Below are 17,202 nucleotides of genomic sequence, written 5' to 3'. Positions count from 1 at the left end.
AGCGATCTGCCAGGCGCAGCAAACTCAACGCTTGGCGATGATGTACACCGCATGCACGATTCCTGGAATGTAACCGCACAACGTCAGCAGAATGTTCAGCCAGAACGCCCCGCCAAACCCGACTTGCAGAAACACGCCCAGCGGCGGCAACAGAATGGCGATGATGATGCGAATGAAATCCATGGGGTCAGCTCCTGATTGAAGTCGGCTCATGCGAGCCTCACACACAATCGACCTGCGCCGCTGGTCAGGGTTCACTGTCGATATGCTTGAGCATCAAAGTGCCATAGAGAATGACGCCCACAAAAAAAACGCCCCACGCCAAAAAAATCCAGCGTGGGGCGTGCGTTATACCGCGAGACGGTTCGGGGATTCGTGCAGGGTGTGTCTGATCAGACGGCGATCCCTTTGCGGCACTGCAACTGGGCGGTGCGTACACGGGAGAAGGCGCGGGCCAGTCGCAGGAGCATTTCGTCGATGTTGGCTTTGCTGACATTCAGCGCCGGTGTGAAGCGCAGGCAGTCGGGTTGCGGGGCGTTGAGCAACAGGCCTTCGTAAAGTGCAGCCCTGACCACGGCGTCGGCGGAATCATCGGACAGGGTCAGCCCCCAGAGCAGGCCTTGACCGCGTAACTCGCCGTGGCCATAACGGCGCGCCAGACGCTGCAGTCCTTCACGCAGATGCTGGGCACTTTGCCCGACATGCTCGAGAAATCCCTTGTCGTGCACGCTGTCGAGCACGGAGAGCCCCGCCGCTGTCATCAAGGCATTGCCGTGATGAGTGCCGGTGATTTCACCGGTTTCAAAACAGCAGGCCTTGCCCCGCGCCAGCAACGCCGCCACGGGCACGCCACCGCCCAGCCCTTTGCCGAGCACAACGATATCCGCCCGCACGCTGTAGGACTGTTCGGCAAGCAAGGTGCCGCAGCGCCCGATGCCGGTTTGCACTTCGTCGAGGATCAACAGGATGCCGAGTTCACGACACAGGCGCTCGACGCCTTTGAGGTAATGCGCGGTCGCCGGTATCACGCCGGCTTCGCTCTGGATCGGCTCGAGCATGATGGCGACGGTGCGTTCATCCACGGCCGCGTGCAGCGCTGGAAGATCGTTGAACGGAACGTGGCTGAAGCCCGGCAGCTGCGGCTCGAATCGATTGACCTGCGCCGAACTGTCTGACGCGGAGATCGTCGCCAGACTGCGACCATGACAGCCGTTATTGGCGACGATGATCCGCGAAGCGCCACCGCGATGCTGTTGGCCCCATTTGCGCGCCAGCTTGATCGCCGCCTCACAGGCTTCGCTGCCACTATTGAGCAGGTAGGCCTGGTCGCTGCCGGTGCTGACACACAGTCGCTCGGCGAGGTTCAGCATGCCGCGGTTATGCAACCCGAAACCGGGGTTGATCAGTGTTTGTGCCTGCGTCGCGATGGCATTGACCAGTGCCTTGGGGCTGTGTCCAAGGCTGTTGGCGCCACCACCTTGGGAGAAATCCAGATAAGCCCGGTCATCGTTGTCCCACAACCAAGAACCCTGGCCGCGGACAAAAACCTGTTTCGGTCGCTCGACACTGGGCATCAGGCACTCACTGGAAAGGTTGTCGCCCCTGGACTGAAAGGAAGCGTGCGCCACTAGATCATCAAGGCTCGGTGAGTGACGACGCAGACTGAACAAATTCATCCGTTCAATCTCCGTTTTGGATTTTTTGCCTTACCTATGTCAACACCATCGAAGCAAACGGTAATCATCGCGCTTTGTGGCCCTGTAAGCCTTGTGAATGCGGTTAGACTAGGCTCAGGCAAGGCCTTTGGCCATTTCGATTTCTCAACATTTTCGATAAGTATTACTTATGGATTTTAAACAACTGCGTTATTTCGTCGCGGTCTACGAAGAGGGCCATGTGGGCCGTGCCGCCGAGCGGCTGTCCATCTCTCAACCGGCGCTGTCCCAGCAGATCCGGCAACTCGAACAAACGCTGGACGTGACCCTGTTCGAACGCAGCAGCAAACGACTGTTGCCGACGCTGGCGGCACATACCCTGTACAACCACGCCTTGCCCCTGCTTGATGGCTTGCAACGGGCGCGCGAGGCGCTGGGCAATTTCAAGGGGCAAGCGCTGCGCACACTGGCGATTGGCGTTTTGCAGACCGTGCATACCAGCCTGGTGCCGCAGATGCTCGAACGGGTGCGCAAGGCGCAACCGCATCTGGTGGTGCAGATCTATGAGTTGACGGGCCTGGAAGTCGAGCGACGCCTGCTCAATGGCTCGCTGGACATCGGCATCAGCTACCTGCCGCCCCGGCAACCCGGGTTGCACGGCGTGATGCTGTACGAAGATGAACTGACGCTGGTGATCCCGACGGACCATCCGCTGCGGGAATTCAAGAAGGTATCCATGAGCCAGGCCGCCGAGTTGCCCATGTTGCTGCTGGGCGAGGAGTTTCAAGTGCGGCAGATCTGGCAAACGCAACTGGCCAGCATGGGGAGACGACCGCAGGTACAAGCCGAACTGAACAACATGGCGGGGATTCTCGACAGCCTGCCGCACACGCGATTGGCGACGGTACTGCCTGGGCGCTCGCAAAAAGCCCACGGCAGCAAAGACCTGTTGTGGAAGCCCCTGAGTGAACCCCGGGTACCGCTGAAAATCGGACTGGTGTGTCGGGATGTGCAACGGCAACAGGCCTCGATGGCATTGTTGCGAACATTGCTGGAGGAGGTGATAAATCGACCGGATGAGCAATTGAACAACCCATCGGCACTGGATGGACTGAGCTGAGTACTTTTTTGCGGGCATAAGAAAACCCCGCCGAAGCGGGGCTTTGCAGACTGTTTCCCTGACATCCATTTCACTCCGCCGTCCTGGCAGAATCCTACGTGTCCGTGTTGTTGCTTTGCGCTTCCTGCGCTACGTCCATGTGAAGTAGATTAGCTGTGGATCCAATCTGCTTCTATGGGAGAAGTGCAGCACGTCGTGTAAGAGAATGCTTACATGACGTTACACCTTCAGAATTGCGCGGCATCCAGCAGGAACAGCGACTCGCTGCCAGCCTTCACCGACGCACTCAACGAGTGAATCCGCGGCAGCAGCCGGGCGAAGTAGAAACGTGCCGTGCCCAGCTTGCTGGCGTAGAAATCGTCCTGCGCTTCTTTGCCGAAAGCAGCCTTGGCCATCAGTGCCCACATGTAAGCGTAGGCGGTGTAGCCAAACACTTGCAGATATTCAACCGACGCGGCGCCGATTTCATTCGGGTTGTTTTTTGCCCGATCCAGCAACCACGCCGTCAGCTCATCGAGGGTCGTCACGGCATCGTTCAGCGGCTTGGTGAACTCCGCCAGGTCGGCGCTGGCCGTGGCGGTGAAATGGCGAATCTCGTCAGCGAACAGTTTGTAGAACGCCCCGCCGCTGCCGACGATCTTGCGCCCGACCAGGTCCAGCGCCTGAATGCCGTTGGTGCCTTCGTAGATCTGGGTGATGCGCACGTCGCGCACCAGCTGCTCCTGGCCCCATTCGCGGATGTAGCCGTGGCCACCGAAGATCTGCTGGCCATGTACGGTGGTTTCCAGACCCAGATCGGTCAGGAATGCCTTGGCCACCGGCGTCAGCAACGCCACCAGGTCCTCCGCACGCTTGCGGGTCGTGGCGTCTTCACTGAACTTGGCAGTGTCCAATTGCATGGCCACGTACGTCGAGAAAGCGCGGCCGCCTTCGTTCGATGCCTTCATGGTCAACAGCATGCGACGCACGTCCGGGTGGACGATGATCGGGTCGGCCACTTTGTCCTTGTTCTGCGCGCCGGTCGGCGAACGGCTTTGCAGGCGGTCACGGGCGTATTCGATGGCGTTCTGGTAGGAACGCTCGCCCGTGGCCAGGCCTTGAATACCAACCCCCAGACGCTCGTAGTTCATCATGGTGAACATCGCTGCCAGGCCTTTGTTCGGCTCGCCAACCAGATAACCCACGGCTTCGTCGAAGTTCATCACACAGGTCGCGGACGCCTGGATGCCCATCTTGTGTTCGATCGAACCGCAGTTGGCCGGGTTGCGCGCGCCCAGGCTGCCATCGGCATTGACCATGAACTTCGGCACCAGGAACAGCGAGATGCCTTTCGGTCCCGCCGGGGCATCCGGCAGTTTGGCCAGCACCAGGTGAATGATGTTCTCGGTCAGGTCGTGTTCGCCGCCGGTGATGAAGATCTTGGTGCCGCTGACCTTGTAGGAACCGTCGGCCTGAGGTTCGGCCTTGGTGCGGATGATGCCCAGGTCGGTACCGGCATGCGGTTCGGTCAGGCACATGGAACCGGCCCAGACACCGGCGTACATGTTCGGCAGGTAGGCGGCTTTCAGTTCTTCGCTGGCGTGGGCGTTGATCGACAGACAGGCACCGGCCGTCAGCATCGGGTAGAGACCGAACGCCAGGCTGGCAGAGTTGACCATTTCTTCGACCTGGGCCGAAACGGCCTTGGGCATGCCCATGCCACCGTAGGACGGGTCACCGCCGACACCGACCCATCCGCCCTCGGCGTAGGTCTGATAAGCCTCCGTGAAGCCGGCCGGCGTGGTGACGGCACCGTCCGCCCAGTGGCAACCTTCTTCATCAGCGGCACGGCTCAGGGGCGCGATGCTTTTGCTGGTGACCTTGCCGGCTTCTTCAAGGATGGCCTCGACCGTTTCCGCGTCGACGGTTTCGGCCAACGCAGGCAGCTCGGCCCAGAGTTTGGCGACCTCGAAAACTTCATTGAGGACGAAACGCATATCGCGCAGGGGCGCTTTGTAGTCAGCCATGGCAAACCTCGCAAGATCTAAACGGGTGAATCGTAGGGGTAGTATTTTCGTTGTATCCGAGTGTAACCCAACAACTTTTGCGACACATAGGGTCAGGCGGTGACCGTTTTGTAATGTTTGGTCACTGAATCACGCACTCAAAAAAAAGCCCGCAATAACACGGGCTCCTTTGTCACTGGTTTTAAAGATTAAAGCGCAAACAACTCCGCCGGCAGCTGCATCAGGCAGTCGCTGCCCGCCTCGATCGCCGACCGATGAGCGGCTGTACGGGGCAGCAGGCGCTTGAAGTAAAACTCGCTGGTCGCCAGTTTGGCCTTGCAGAAATCCGCATCGCCGCTGCCATTCTCCAGCCGCGCCTGGGCCACCAGTGCCATGCGCAGCCACAAATAGCCAAGGATGATGTAGCCGCTGTACATCAGGTAATCCACCGAAGCGGCACCCACTTCATTGGGGTTTTTCATCGCCGCCATGCCGACCCTGGTCGTCAACTCGCCCCACTGCTGGTTCAGGCCATTGAGTTGCGCCACATAGCTGGCCAGCTGCGGATGTTCAGCGTTCGCCGCGCAAAACTTGTGAACGATCCTGGTAAAGCCGCGCAACAGTTTGCCCTGGCTGCCCAGGACCTTGCGCCCCAGCAGGTCCAGCGCCTGAATGCCATTGGTGCCCTCGTAGATCGGCGCGATGCGGCAATCGCGCACCAGTTGCTCCATGCCCCATTCACGAATGAAGCCATGACCACCGAACACCTGCATGCCGAGGTTGGTCACTTCCAGGCCGGTGTCGGTCATGAAGGCCTTGCAGATCGGCGTCAGGAACGCCAGCAAGTCTTCAGCGTCCTGGCGCGCGGTTTCGTCCGCACTCAGGTGTGCAACATCCAGCAATTGCGCCGTGAAGTAAGTCAGTGCGCGATTGCCTTCGTTGAAGGCCTTCATGGTCAGCAGCATCCGGCGCACGTCCGGATGGACGATGATCGGGTCGGCCACTTTGTCCGGTGCTTTGGGGCCGGTGAGCGCACGCATCTGCAAGCGCTCGTTGGCGTACTTGATCGCGCCCTGGAAACTCGCCTCCCCCAGGCACAAGCCCTGCATCCCGGTGCCCAGGCGCGCATGGTTCATCATGGTGAACATGCAGTTCAGGCCCTTGTTCGGCTCGCCGATCAGGAAGCCTCTGGCGCCGTCGAAGTTCAGCACACAGGTGGCCGACGCCTTGATGCCCATTTTGTGTTCGATGGAGCCGCAGGACACGCCGTTACGCTCGCCAGCCTCACCGGTGGCATCGGGCAGGAATTTGGGCACGATGAACAGCGAAATGCCCTTGGTGCCGGCCGGTGCGTCCGGCAGCTTCGCCAGTACCAGATGAACGATGTTGTCGCTCATGTCGTGTTCGCCGGCGGAGATGAAGATCTTGCTGCCGGAGATCGCGTAACTGCCATCGGCCTGCGGCACGGCGCGGGTCTTGATGATGCCCAGGTCCGTGCCGCAATGGGCTTCGGTCAGGCACATGGTGCCGGTCCATTGGCCGGCGGTGAGTTTGCTCAGGTAGGTCTGTTTCTGTTCGTCGGTGCCATGGGCGTGGATCGCTGACATGGCGCCGTGAGTCAGGCCGGGGTACATGCCCCAGGACGTGTTGCTCGACGCCACCATTTCGCTGATGACCAGGCCCAGAGAGCTCGGCAGCCCCTGGCCGCCGTACGCAGGATCGGCCGCCAGGCCATGCCAGCCGCCGTCCACATACTGTGCGAAAGCCTGCTTGAAGCCTTTCGGGGTAGTCACTACGCCATTGTCGAAATGGCAGCCTTCTTCGTCACCGCTGCGGTTAAGTGGCGACAACACGTTCTCGCAGAACTTCGCGCCCTCTTCAAGAATCGCACTGACCATGTCCGCACTGGCGTCAGTGGCCCCCAGTGCGGCGTAGTTGCTGTGAAAGTCGAAGACGTGGTCGATCAGAAAGCGCATGTCGCGCAGGGGAGCTTTGTACTCGGGCATGGTCATTTCTCCGGCAGCAGATGACTCAAACCTACTGCCGCCGACCACGCCTCACAATCACAGTCCAGACGCTGAATGCGCCATCATCACTCAACCGCAGCGGCGTCCATGCGCACCGCACCACGACGAGTCTGACCGAATGCCATGACACAGTTACGGCCTGCGCCCTTGGCGCTGTAGAGCGCCTGATCCGCGGATTTGAGCACTTCTTCAGGGGTGCGTTGTTCAATGCGCTCGGCGACGCCGATGCTCACCGTGACCGACACGCTCGTAGCATTGGCGCCCGAGCGGCGCTGGCGTCCCTGACTATCGTCCTGCGGACGGCTGTCCTGGTTACGCAGATGAATGTTGTAGGTGGCGATGGATTCGCGGATGACCTCCAGGTGCGGCATGCACTCTTCGAGGGTCTTGCCGGCGAACACCAGGGCAAACTCCTCACCGCCATAGCGATACGCCTTGCCGCCCCCGCCGATTTTCGACAGTTTGCTGGCGACCAGTCGCAGCACCTGGTCACCGACATCATGGCCGTGGGTATCGTTGAATTTCTTGAAGTGGTCGACATCGCTCATGGCCAGCACGTAGTTGCGCCCCAGTCGCTGCATGCGCTCGTTCAAGGCACGACGCCCCGGCAGACCGGTGAGTTCATCGCGGAACGCCATTTGATAGGCCTCGTGCGCAACGGCGGCGGCGATCATCAGCATCACCTGGCTGCACATGATGTTCAGGGTGAATGGCAGGATGAAGGTCTTCGGCAACATCCAGAACAGTCCGAGCATGCCCACCAGTTGCGCGGCGTGCAGCGGTCGCGGATTGCGCCAGTACTGATACACCAGCAGCAGGAACGAACCGATGAACACCGGGTAGGACAACTGGATCAGGCTCATCCAGGCACCGTGCAACGCCGGCCAGCGGATCTCCGACAGCCAGATCAACAGCGCATGCGGGTAACTTTGCTCCAGCCCCAACGCCACGCTGCCCACGGCCAGCAACACGGCGAAGCGCGCCACCATGTCCTGGAACAGATGAGTACGCTCCTGCCAGGCGGCGAATACGCCAAATAGCAACGGCAATAGCAAGCAACACAAGTGGAAGACCACGGCCGCGTCATCGCGCACCTTGCCGTTATCGCGGTAGTAGTCGGTCTGGGTGTCGAGCAGGTAGTAGGCGATGTACACCGTGACCATCAGAAACAGTTCACGCTGACGTCGGTACACCGCGCAGTAAGAACCGCCGAGCAACAGCACCAGGGTTGGCAGCACGTTGAACAGCGAAGTGAAGAAGACGTTCAGATCCTTGACGTAAGCCGCCGCAAGTCCCGCCAGCAATAGCAGTAATGACGGCAGGAAATGACTGAAACGTACAGCGGAAGAACGCGGCAAGGGTAAAGCTCCGACCGTCAAATCAAAAAAGATGGCAATGTGCCCACCACTTTAACGGCAAAATTCCCGGATTGCTGAGTGAATTACTGAGGTATTTTTGTAAAAAAGAGCATCACTGGCGACGAACGGTCTGCCAGTGACACAGGGGAAAGCCCCGACACGCTGGACGAGTCCCGCTGTCGCTTGAGCATTGCCGCAAAAAAAACCGCCAGTCCCGAAGGAATGGCGGTTCTTTACACGACAGCGTTAAGGCTTAGTAGCCCAGCGCGAAGTCTTCTTCTTTCATGTCCATCAGGTTATTGGCGCCCGACAGCATGGTTGCCACGTGAGTGCGGGTACGCGGCAGGATGCGCTGGAAGTAGAAACGCGCAGTCTGCAACTTGGCGGTGTAGAACGCCTGTTCGGTGGTGCCGGCAGCCAGTTTTTCCGCAGCCAGACGCGCCATGTCAGCCCAGAAGTAGGCCAGGCAGGCGTAACCGGAGTACATCAGGTAGTCCACGGAGGCCGCGCCGACTTCTTCGCGATCCTTCATGGCGGCCATACCGACCTTCATGGTCAGCTCGCCCCATTCCTTGTTCAGTGCAGCCAGCGGTGCGACGAATTCCTTGACGGCTTCGTTGCCTTCGTTGTTCTGGCAGAACTTGTGGACGATCTTGGTGAAGCCTTTCAGGGCCTCGCCTTGAGTCATCAGCACTTTACGGCCCAGCAGGTCGAGTGCCTGGATACCGGTGGTGCCTTCGTACAGCATCGAAATGCGGCTGTCGCGAACGTTCTGCTCCATGCCCCACTCGGCGATGAAACCGTGGCCGCCGTAGATTTGCACGCCGTGGTTAGCCGACTCGAAACCGACTTCGGTCATGAAGGCTTTGGCGATTGGCGTCATGAACGCCAGCAGAGCGTCCGCTTTCTTCTTCTCTTCTTCGTCCACACCGTACTTGACGATGTCGACTTGCTTGGCGGTGAAGTACACCATCGCACGGTTGCCTTCGGCGAAGGCCTTCATGGTCAACAGCATGCGACGTACATCAGGGTGCACGATGATCGGGTCAGCGGCTTTGTCCGGCGCTTTCGGGCCAGTCAGGGAGCGCATTTGCAGACGATCGCGAGCGTATTTCAGGCCGCCCTGGAAACCGATTTCGGCGTGGGCCAGACCTTGCAGCGCGGTACCCAGGCGTGCGGTGTTCATGAAGGTGAACATGCAGTTCAGGCCTTTGTTCGCCGGGCCGATCAGGAAACCGGTGGCCGCGTCGAAGTTCATCACGCAAGTGGCGTTGCCGTGGATGCCCATCTTGTGTTCCAGGGAACCACAGGACACCGCGTTACGCGCACCGATCGAACCGTCTTCGTTCGGCAGGAATTTCGGCACGATGAACAGCGAGATGCCTTTGGTGCCGGCCGGTGCATCCGGCAGGCGGGCCAGCACGATGTGGACGATGTTATCGGCCATGTCGTGTTCACCGGCCGAGATGAAGATCTTGGTGCCGGACACTTTGTAGGAACCGTCGGCCTGAGGCTCGGCCTTGGTGCGCAACATGCCCAGGTCGGTGCCGCAGTGTGGTTCGGTCAGGCACATGGTGCCGGTCCATTCGCCGGACACCAGTTTGGTCAGGTAGGCGTGTTGTTGCTCTGGGGTGCCGTGCTCAGAGATGGTGTTCATCGCGCCATGGGACAGGCCCGGGTACATGCCCCACGACCAGTTGGCTTCGCCGACCATTTCGCTCACCGCCAGACCCAGGGACTCCGGCAGGCCCTGGCCACCGTGATCCACGTCGTGGGCCAGGCTTGGCCAGCCGCCTTCGACGAATTGCTTGTAGGCTTCTTTGAAACCGGTCGGGGTCTTAACGCCGGACTCGCTCCAGGTGCAGCCTTCGATGTCACCCACGCGGTTCAGCGGAGCCAGCACCTGCTCACAAAACTTGGCGCCTTCTTCGAGAATGGCGTCAACCATGTCCGGAGTTGCGTCTGCGCAAGCCGGAAGGCTCTGATAGTGCGCTTCGTAGCCGAGCAGTTCGTCACGAACGAAGCGAATATCACGCAAGGGGGCCTTGTAGTCAGGCATAGCGATAAACCTCTGCTGATGTAACCGGGAATGAGCGACCGTGTCGATTTGTTGTGACGGTCAAACAGTTGTTTGAAACATACGTTTACGCCCAAATCTTGTCAAGCGCCGATCTTTTGCCGTTCGTCATCACTGTTCGGGAATGGCGGACGCACCGATGCGCAACGCCGTTGACCGAGCAACACGCCGTATCGGAAAGATTATTTTTGGCAAGAAGGACTTACACAGCAAAACGCCGCGAATGTTCGCGGCGTTGCAGGTGCAGATTCAGCGAGGAATCAGGCGAACGTATCGATCAGCGTACCGAGCATTTCATCGGATGCCTTGGCCACCCTGGCCCCCAGCTCCACCTGAAATTTGCCTTGGGACAGCTCGACCACGTTGCTGGCCAGGTCCGATTGCTGACTACGATCGACCGAACGCAACCGATCGACTTGAGCTTCTGAAGATTGGCTGGTCACCGAGCGCTCGATCGTCGTGTTGGCGATCTGACTGGCGGCCTGGTCGACACGGTTCTGCCCTGTCTGAATAGTGCTCAGACCGGCATAAAAAGCGGTGCTTCCTGAGATTTCCATGGGAGAACCCGTCTTTGCAAAGGATCAATAGTGCGCATTGAACCAGAGCCGGTGGCAAAACACCCGACAAAAACACTAATGGCATTGTGCCTTGTCATAGACAAAGCCTAGTCAAGCAGATCCAGCTGAAGATGCTCCGCCACCGCTTCAGCCGTCACCACCTTGAGTTTCGGCACACGTCCCAGGCACGGCGCCGGGATTCGTTCGGCGAGGGTCGCCAGGTTTTCTTCCAGCCGCGAGGTTTTCGGATCGATGATGTTGGCCACCCAGCCTGCCAGTTGCAAACCGTCCCGGGCAATCGCCTCGGCCGTCAGCAACGCATGGCTGATGCAACCCAGGCGCACGCCAACCACCAGAATCACCGGCAGGTCCAGCGCTATCGCCAGGTCGGACAGATTGGCCTGGTCCGCCAACGGCACGCGCCAGCCACCGGCGCCTTCGATCAGGGTGAAGTCGGCCTGCCTATCGAGAATCTGCCGCATCGGCGCCAACAAGGACTGCACCGTCAACGCCACGCCCGCCTCACGTGCGGCCAGGTGCGGGGCGATGGCCGGTTCGAACGCCACCGGGTTGACCTGTGCATAAGTCAACGGCAGTGAACATTCCGCCAGCAGCGCCAGTGCATCGGCATTGCGCAAGCCCTTGGGGGTGACCTCGCAACCGGAAGCGACCGGCTTGCCCGCCGCGGTGCTCAGGCCCGCCGAACGCGCCGCATGCAGCAACCCGGCGGCCACCGTGGTCTTGCCGACATCGGTGTCGGTGCCGGTGATGAAATAGGCTGCACTCATAAGGGTTTCTCCAAAACGGCATACACCACTTGATAAGTCGCCGGCAGTCCCTGGGCCTGACGAAACTGCTCATAAGCCTCGATCAACCCCAGAATCCGCGCCCGGCCGGTCAAACCGCCCGGCCGACCAGGATTCAGATTATGCGCCCCCAGCGCCTTGAGTTCATGGGTCAGGCTGCGCACATCGGGGTAATGCAAAACATGGGGACGGGTTTCCAGGCTGATCGCCTGCAGACCACTGGCCGCGCACAAGCCTTGATAAACCGCGAACTCGCGGAAGCGGTTGACGTGGACCATGCCGTCCACCTGTCGCCAGCTGTCACGCAATTCAAACAAGGTGCCCACGCACAGACTAGCAAATGCGAAAACACCGCCCGGTTTCAGCACGCGCCTGGCCTCGCCGAGCACCGACGCGAAGTCCTCGCACCACTGCACTGCCAGGCTGGAGTAGATCAGGTCGCAGGTCGAATCCTGTAGCGGCAAACGCTCGGCATCGCCCGCGATGAAATGCGTGGCGCCGCCCAACGGCCGGGCATGCTTGAGCATGCCCTCGGCAATATCCAGCGCCACGCCGTGACTGGCGGGAAACCGCTCGCCCAGTGCACGACTGAAATGCCCGGTGCCACACCCGAGATCCAGCCAACGCCCCGGCACGAAATCATCCGGCAAACGACGCAGCAACTGGCTGCCGACGTCACGCTGCAACTCGGCCACACTGTCGTAACTCGCCGCCGCACGGGAAAAGGACGCCGCCACCTGGCGCTTGTCGGGCAAACCGCCGGGTGGAACGGGAAGGGATAAATCAGTCATCACCGGACTCATGCAAAAAGGCCTGGATCGCCCCCGCCACACCGTGGGGGTCTTCCAGAAGAAACGCGTGGCTGGCCTGTTCAATCAGACCGATTTCGATATCCGGCAGCAACGCCAGCAAGTCGCCCGCCGCTTCGGCCGGCACCAGCCCGTCGAGGCCGGCGAACAAATGCAATTGCGGGCCGCGAAACGCCTGCAACGCTGGCCGGGTGTCCAGTTGTGCGAGCAACTCCAGCCCACTCATCAACACGGGCGCCGCCGTATGGGGCGCACCACCAAGCAACAAACGCGACAAGCCGCGCGGGTCTTCGGCACCTTGCGCGCAGAGCAGTGAAAAGCGTTTCAACGTCATCCGTGGGTCGGCGGCACAGCCTGCCAGAAACGCATCGAAGGTTTCGCCGGGCATCGCACTCAGCCACTGTTCATGGGCGACAAAGGACGGGTTGCTCGCCAGGGTCAGCAAGCCGCAGCAACGATCACCGCGACGCGCCGCCAATTCGCAAGCGAGCATGCCGCCCAGGGACCAACCGCCGAGCCAGGCGTCCTGTGGCAGCGTCGAGTCGAGTTCGTCGAGCCATTCTTCAAGATCGCTCGATTCCAGCTCCGGCAGCGGCTCGATCTCGACACGCAGGTGCTCGTCCAGGCCCTGCAACGCCGCAGCCAAGGGTTCCAGCGGTGAAACGCCGAGTCCCCAGCCGGGCAGCAGAATCAGTCGATCACGCATGGCTTGGCTCCGGTCCCAGTTGCTGAAAACAATCGGCCAGTCCATCTAACAATAGCTGCACCTGCGCCTCGCTATGGGCGGCGGTCAGGGTCACGCGCAACCGGGCGCTGCCGGCGGGCACGGTCGGTGGGCGGATCGCGGTCACCATCAGGCCGCGCTCGCGCAACATCTGCGACAGGCGCACCGCACGCCCGGCGTCGCCAACCATGATCGGCTGGATCGGCGTGAAGCTGTCCATCAACTCCAGGCCGATCTGCTCGGCACCTCGGCGGAATTGGCTGATCAACGTTTTCAGATGCTCACGCCGCCAGTGCTCGCTGCGCAGCAGCTCCAGGCTTTTCAGCGTGGCGCAGGCCAGGGCCGGAGGCTGGCTGGTGGTGTAGATGTAGGGGCGGGCGAACTGGATCAGGCTTTCGATGAGCTCCTCACTGCCAGCGACAAAGGCGCCTGCGGTGCCAAACGCCTTGCCGAGGGTGCCGACCAGCACCGGCACGTCATCCTGGCTCAGGCCGAAATGCTCGACGATGCCGCCGCCGTTGGCCCCCAGCGGACCGAAACCATGGGCGTCATCGACCATCAGCCACGCGCCTTTGGCCTTGGTTTCCCGGGCCAGCGCCGGCAAGTCGGCGATGTCGCCGTCCATGCTGAACACGCCGTCGGTGACCACCAGCGTATTGCCGGTCGCCTTCTCAAGGCGCTTGGCCAGGCTCACCGCGTCGTTATGCAGGTAACGGTTGAAGCGCGCGCCGGACAACAGCCCGGCATCGAGCAACGATGCGTGATTGAGCCGGTCCTCGAGCACCGTATCGCCCTGCCCCACCAACGCCGTCACTGCACCGAGGTTGGCCATGTAGCCGGTGGTGAACAGCAAGGCGCGTGGGCGCCCGGTCAGGTCGGCCAGCGCTTCTTCCAGCGCGTGATGGGGACCGCTGTGGCCGATCACCAGATGCGAAGCCCCGCCACCGACGCCCCACTTCGATGCGCCAGCGCGCCAGGCTTCGATCACTTGCGGGTGATTGGCCAGGCCCAGGTAATCGTTGTTACAGAACGCCAGCAACGGCTGACCATCGACCACCACTTGCGGGCCTTGCGGGCTTTCAAGCAGCGGGCGCTGACGATAGAGATTTTCGGCACGACGGGCAGCAAGGCGTGCGGCGAGATCGAAAGACATGCAGGCCTCGGGGATCAGGTTTCAGAAGCGATCGCAGTTCCGTGTGGGAGCGAGCTTGCTCGCGATGAGCTTGAGGACGCCGCGGGGGTATCAGATTTTCCGCGTCATCGTTGACGACCATCGCGACGGTGCGACGATTCGACAGGCTCGCTTCCACAGTGTTTTGCATTCCAGCAATGGAACAGGTGCAGTCATCAAACCGCCGCGTTATAGAACTGCTCGCTGCTCTTCTGCTCCACCAGCGCCTGCTCGATGGCGGCCTGATGAACTTCGTCCGAGTGCTCTTCGCGGGCTTCCGGCAGGATGCCCAGACGCGAGAACAACTGCATGTCCTTGTCGGCCTGCGGGTTGGCGGTGGTCAGCAATTTCTCGCCGTAGAAAATCGAGTTGGCGCCGGCAAAGAACGCCAGGGCCTGCATCTGCTCGTTCATGGCTTCGCGGCCGGCGGACAGGCGCACGTGGGATTTCGGCATCAGGATCCGCGCAACGGCGAGCATGCGGATGAAGTCGAACGGGTCGACGTCGTCGGCATTTTCCAGCGGCGTTCCGGCAACTTTCACCAGCATGTTGATCGGCACCGACTCCGGATGCTCCGGCAGGTTGGCCAGCTGGATCAGCAGGTTGGCGCGGTCATCAAGGGACTCGCCCATGCCGAGAATGCCGCCGGAGCAGATTTTCATCCCCGAATCACGTACGTACGCCAGGGTTTGCAGGCGCTCGCTATAGGTGCGGGTGGTGATGATGCTGCCGTAGAACTCAGGCGACGTATCGAGGTTGTGGTTGTAATAGTCGAGGCCGGCCTTGGCCAGCGCTTCGGTCTGTTCCTGATCCAGGCGACCGAGGGTCATGCAGGTTTCCAGGCCCAGGGCTTTGACGCCTTCGACCATTTTCAGCACGTAAGGCATGTCTTTGGCCGACGGATGTTTCCACGCCGCGCCCATGCAGAAACGGGTCGAACCGATGGCCTTGGCGCGAGCGGCCTCTTCGAGGACCTTCTGCACCTCCATCAGTTTTTCTTTTTCCAGGCCGGTGTTGTAGTGACCGGACTGCGGACAATATTTGCAATCTTCCGGGCAGGCGCCAGTCTTGATCGACAGCAGGGTCGATACCTGCACGCGGTTGGCGTCGAAATGCGCGCGGTGCACCGTCTGAGCCTGGAACAACAGGTCATTGAATGGCTGAACGAAGAGTGCTTTGACTTCGGCCAAAGACCAGTCATGACGCAGGGTTGCAGAGGTGCTGGCGCTCATGGGTGTTTCCTTTGTTTTATGCTTGGCAAGCGCCGGGAACGGAACCCCGCAGGCGCATCACAGATGTTTCGGCATATTTAAGGAAGAGCGATGCGCTGTCAACCACGATACAAAGGACCGGTTTACAACTGGTTAAAAAACAAACAACCCTGTTTGCTGTGTGATGAGCGGACTGATGGCGTCACGCCCATCTGCATGGCCTGTGAAACCGAGCTGCCCTGGCTCGGCGATCATTGCCAGACCTGCGCCCTGCCCTTGCCCGCTGCCGGCCTGACGTGCGGCCAATGCCTGAACCAGCCGCCGGCCTTCGAACAGGTGATCGCGCCCTGGACTTACAGCTTCCCGATCGACAGCCTGATTACCCGCTTCAAGCACAGCGCCAAATGGCCATTTGGCCACCTGCTCGGCGAACTTCTTGCCCAATCGCTGCAACATCGCTTCGACAATGACCTGCCTCGACCCGACACGCTGGTAGCGGTGCCCCTGGCCGTCCGGCGCCTGCGCCAACGGGGGTTCAATCAGGCCGCCATGCTGGCGCGCTGGCTCAGCATTCGCCTCGAGATCCCTTCCGATGAACGGTTACTCCTGAGACCCCGGGACACGGGCGCTCAACAGGACCTGAATGCCGAGGCGCGCAAGAAAAACCTGCGCCACGCCTTTGCCCTTGCACCCGATGCGTCACCGAAGGGACGCCACCTGGCGCTGGTGGATGACGTACTGACCACCGGCGCCACGGCGCACGCACTGGCCCGCCTGCTGATGGATGCCGGGGCCACCCGCGTCGACGTTTATTGCCTGGCGCGCACGCCCAAGCCTGGCGAGTCACCGTGACTTGACTCCCGGGCCCCGAGCCGCCAACGTCCTCACCCTCGTCACAGCCCAAAGCGTCTTGCCATGTCCTTGCCTACGTTGTTGTCCCAGCACATTGTCCGCCGCCCGCAACGCATCGCCTTGCTGCAACACATCGCCGAGCAAGGTTCGATCACTCGCGCGGCGAAGAGCGCGGGGCTGAGCTACAAGGCCGCTTGGGATGCCATCGACGAGCTGAACAACCTCGCGCAGAAACCGTTGGTGGAACGCAGTGTCGGCGGCAAGGGCGGTGGCGGCGCCAGACTGTCCGCCGAAGGCGAGCGCGTGTTGCGCCTCTATCAGAAGCTTCAGGCGCTGCAGGCCCAGGTACTGGAGGCCGCCGAGGACGCCAGCGACCTCGACTTGCTTGGCCGGCTGATGCTCCGGACCAGCGCACGCAATCAGTTGCACGGTAAGGTCGCGGCCATTGAAACCCAGGGCTACAACGACCGGATTCGCCTCGAATTGGCCGCTGGCTTGAGCCTCGATGCGCAAATCACTCACGACAGCACCCTGCGCCTGGACCTGCAAACCGGTACCGAAGTCGTGGCCCTGATCAAGGCCGGTTGGCTCGAGGTGCTGGGCAGCGACGACGACGCAACAGCCGGACACAATTGCCTGGAAGGCATTATCGAGGAGATTCTCGACGCCGAGGACGGCCCCTGCGAAGTGCGCATCGGCCTGCCCAATGGCCAAACGCTCTGCGCACTGGCCGAATCCCGGCATTTGCAATCGCGCCAGTTGAGCACCGGAAAACCGGTACGCGTGCAGTTCTCGCCGTCCAACGTCCTGCTCGGCACGCCGCTGTAAGGACAACTGCAACAAAAGCGTC

General features: G+C 60.9%; 15 protein-coding genes. 3 read left to right on the top strand and 12 right to left on the bottom strand.

From position 1 onward, the window contains the following. Positions 1 to 24: 24 nt before the first annotated feature. Both JQF37_RS26825 and JQF37_RS26820 read right to left on the bottom strand, forming a co-directional pair. A complete protein-coding gene (locus JQF37_RS26825) occupies positions 25 to 183 on the bottom strand; it encodes a YqaE/Pmp3 family membrane protein (protein ID WP_003228885.1) in 159 nt (52 codons plus the stop codon). A 209-nt stretch (positions 184 to 392) separates the two neighbouring features. Beyond that, positions 393 to 1,676 carry an aminotransferase class III-fold pyridoxal phosphate-dependent enzyme gene (locus JQF37_RS26820; RefSeq protein WP_130209610.1) on the bottom strand — a complete coding sequence of 428 codons (1,284 nt, stop codon included), beginning with the start codon at positions 1,674 to 1,676 and terminating at the stop codon, positions 393 to 395. Between the two features lie 169 nt (positions 1,677 to 1,845). On the opposite strand from JQF37_RS26820, the gene JQF37_RS26815 reads away from it, so the two are divergent. Further along, positions 1,846 to 2,775 carry a LysR family transcriptional regulator gene (locus JQF37_RS26815; RefSeq protein WP_130209612.1) on the top strand — a complete coding sequence of 310 codons (930 nt, stop codon included), beginning with the start codon at positions 1,846 to 1,848 and terminating at the stop codon, positions 2,773 to 2,775. Positions 2,776 to 3,002: 227 nt separating this feature from the next. Here the strand turns inward: JQF37_RS26815 and JQF37_RS26810 are convergent, their stop codons facing one another. The 10 genes from JQF37_RS26810 to bioB all read right to left on the bottom strand — a co-directional run bounded on the left by JQF37_RS26810 (position 3,003) and on the right by bioB (position 15,521). Then, entirely contained in the window at positions 3,003 to 4,781 is a 1,779-nt protein-coding gene (locus JQF37_RS26810; protein WP_130210242.1) for an acyl-CoA dehydrogenase C-terminal domain-containing protein, read from the bottom strand. Between the two features lie 188 nt (positions 4,782 to 4,969). Continuing rightward, entirely contained in the window at positions 4,970 to 6,766 is a 1,797-nt protein-coding gene (locus tag JQF37_RS26805; RefSeq protein ID WP_130210240.1) for an acyl-CoA dehydrogenase C-terminal domain-containing protein, read from the bottom strand. Positions 6,767 to 6,852: 86 nt separating this feature from the next. Beyond that, positions 6,853 to 8,145 carry a GGDEF domain-containing protein gene (locus JQF37_RS26800; protein WP_130210238.1) on the bottom strand — a complete coding sequence of 431 codons (1,293 nt, stop codon included), beginning with the start codon at positions 8,143 to 8,145 and terminating at the stop codon, positions 6,853 to 6,855. A gap of 253 nt (positions 8,146 to 8,398) precedes the next feature. Next, on the bottom strand, positions 8,399 to 10,204 hold the full coding sequence (locus tag JQF37_RS26795) for a phenylacyl-CoA dehydrogenase (protein ID WP_130210236.1): 1,806 nt from the start codon (positions 10,202 to 10,204) through the stop codon (positions 8,399 to 8,401). Between the two features lie 278 nt (positions 10,205 to 10,482). Next, positions 10,483 to 10,779, bottom strand: a complete 297-nt coding sequence (locus JQF37_RS26790) for a pyrroloquinoline quinone biosynthesis protein PqqE (protein WP_103404136.1) — start codon at positions 10,777 to 10,779, stop codon at positions 10,483 to 10,485. 107 nt (positions 10,780 to 10,886) lie between these two features. Then, positions 10,887 to 11,567: a dethiobiotin synthase gene (gene bioD, locus JQF37_RS26785; RefSeq protein ID WP_047534235.1), complete on the bottom strand. Its 681-nt coding sequence runs from the start codon at positions 11,565 to 11,567 to the stop codon at positions 10,887 to 10,889. Next, positions 11,564 to 12,376 (bottom strand): malonyl-ACP O-methyltransferase BioC, encoded by an 813-nt coding sequence (bioC, locus tag JQF37_RS26780; RefSeq protein WP_130210234.1) that lies wholly within the window; start codon positions 12,374 to 12,376, stop codon positions 11,564 to 11,566. Before bioC ends, bioD begins: the two co-directional genes overlap by 4 nt. Beyond that, positions 12,369 to 13,100, bottom strand: coding sequence for an alpha/beta fold hydrolase (locus JQF37_RS26775; RefSeq protein WP_130210232.1), 732 nt, complete (start codon positions 13,098 to 13,100; stop codon positions 12,369 to 12,371). The genes bioC and JQF37_RS26775 overlap by 8 nt, the downstream gene beginning before the upstream one ends. Beyond that, positions 13,093 to 14,271, bottom strand: a complete 1,179-nt coding sequence (bioF, locus tag JQF37_RS26770) for an 8-amino-7-oxononanoate synthase (protein WP_130210230.1) — start codon at positions 14,269 to 14,271, stop codon at positions 13,093 to 13,095. The genes JQF37_RS26775 and bioF overlap by 8 nt, the downstream gene beginning before the upstream one ends. A 194-nt stretch (positions 14,272 to 14,465) precedes the next feature. Next, positions 14,466 to 15,521, bottom strand: a complete 1,056-nt coding sequence (gene bioB / locus JQF37_RS26765) for a biotin synthase BioB (RefSeq protein ID WP_047534246.1) — start codon at positions 15,519 to 15,521, stop codon at positions 14,466 to 14,468. A gap of 90 nt (positions 15,522 to 15,611) precedes the next feature. Here bioB and JQF37_RS26760 point away from each other — a divergent pair, with 90 nt between their 5' ends. Both JQF37_RS26760 and JQF37_RS26755 read left to right on the top strand, forming a co-directional pair. Next, positions 15,612 to 16,352 carry a ComF family protein gene (locus tag JQF37_RS26760; protein ID WP_130210228.1) on the top strand — a complete coding sequence of 247 codons (741 nt, stop codon included), beginning with the start codon at positions 15,612 to 15,614 and terminating at the stop codon, positions 16,350 to 16,352. Positions 16,353 to 16,415: 63 nt separating this feature from the next. Beyond that, positions 16,416 to 17,180 (top strand): TOBE domain-containing protein, encoded by a 765-nt coding sequence (locus JQF37_RS26755; protein ID WP_130210226.1) that lies wholly within the window; start codon positions 16,416 to 16,418, stop codon positions 17,178 to 17,180. Positions 17,181 to 17,202: the final 22 nt, after the last annotated feature.

Origin of the sequence: Pseudomonas sp. MIL9, assembly GCF_016887925.1 — a bacterium.
GTDB lineage: Bacteria > Pseudomonadota > Gammaproteobacteria > Pseudomonadales > Pseudomonadaceae > Aquipseudomonas > Aquipseudomonas mohnii.
The sequence above is the reverse complement of the archived record's forward strand: the minus strand, read 5'-3'. Positions and strand labels throughout refer to the sequence as shown.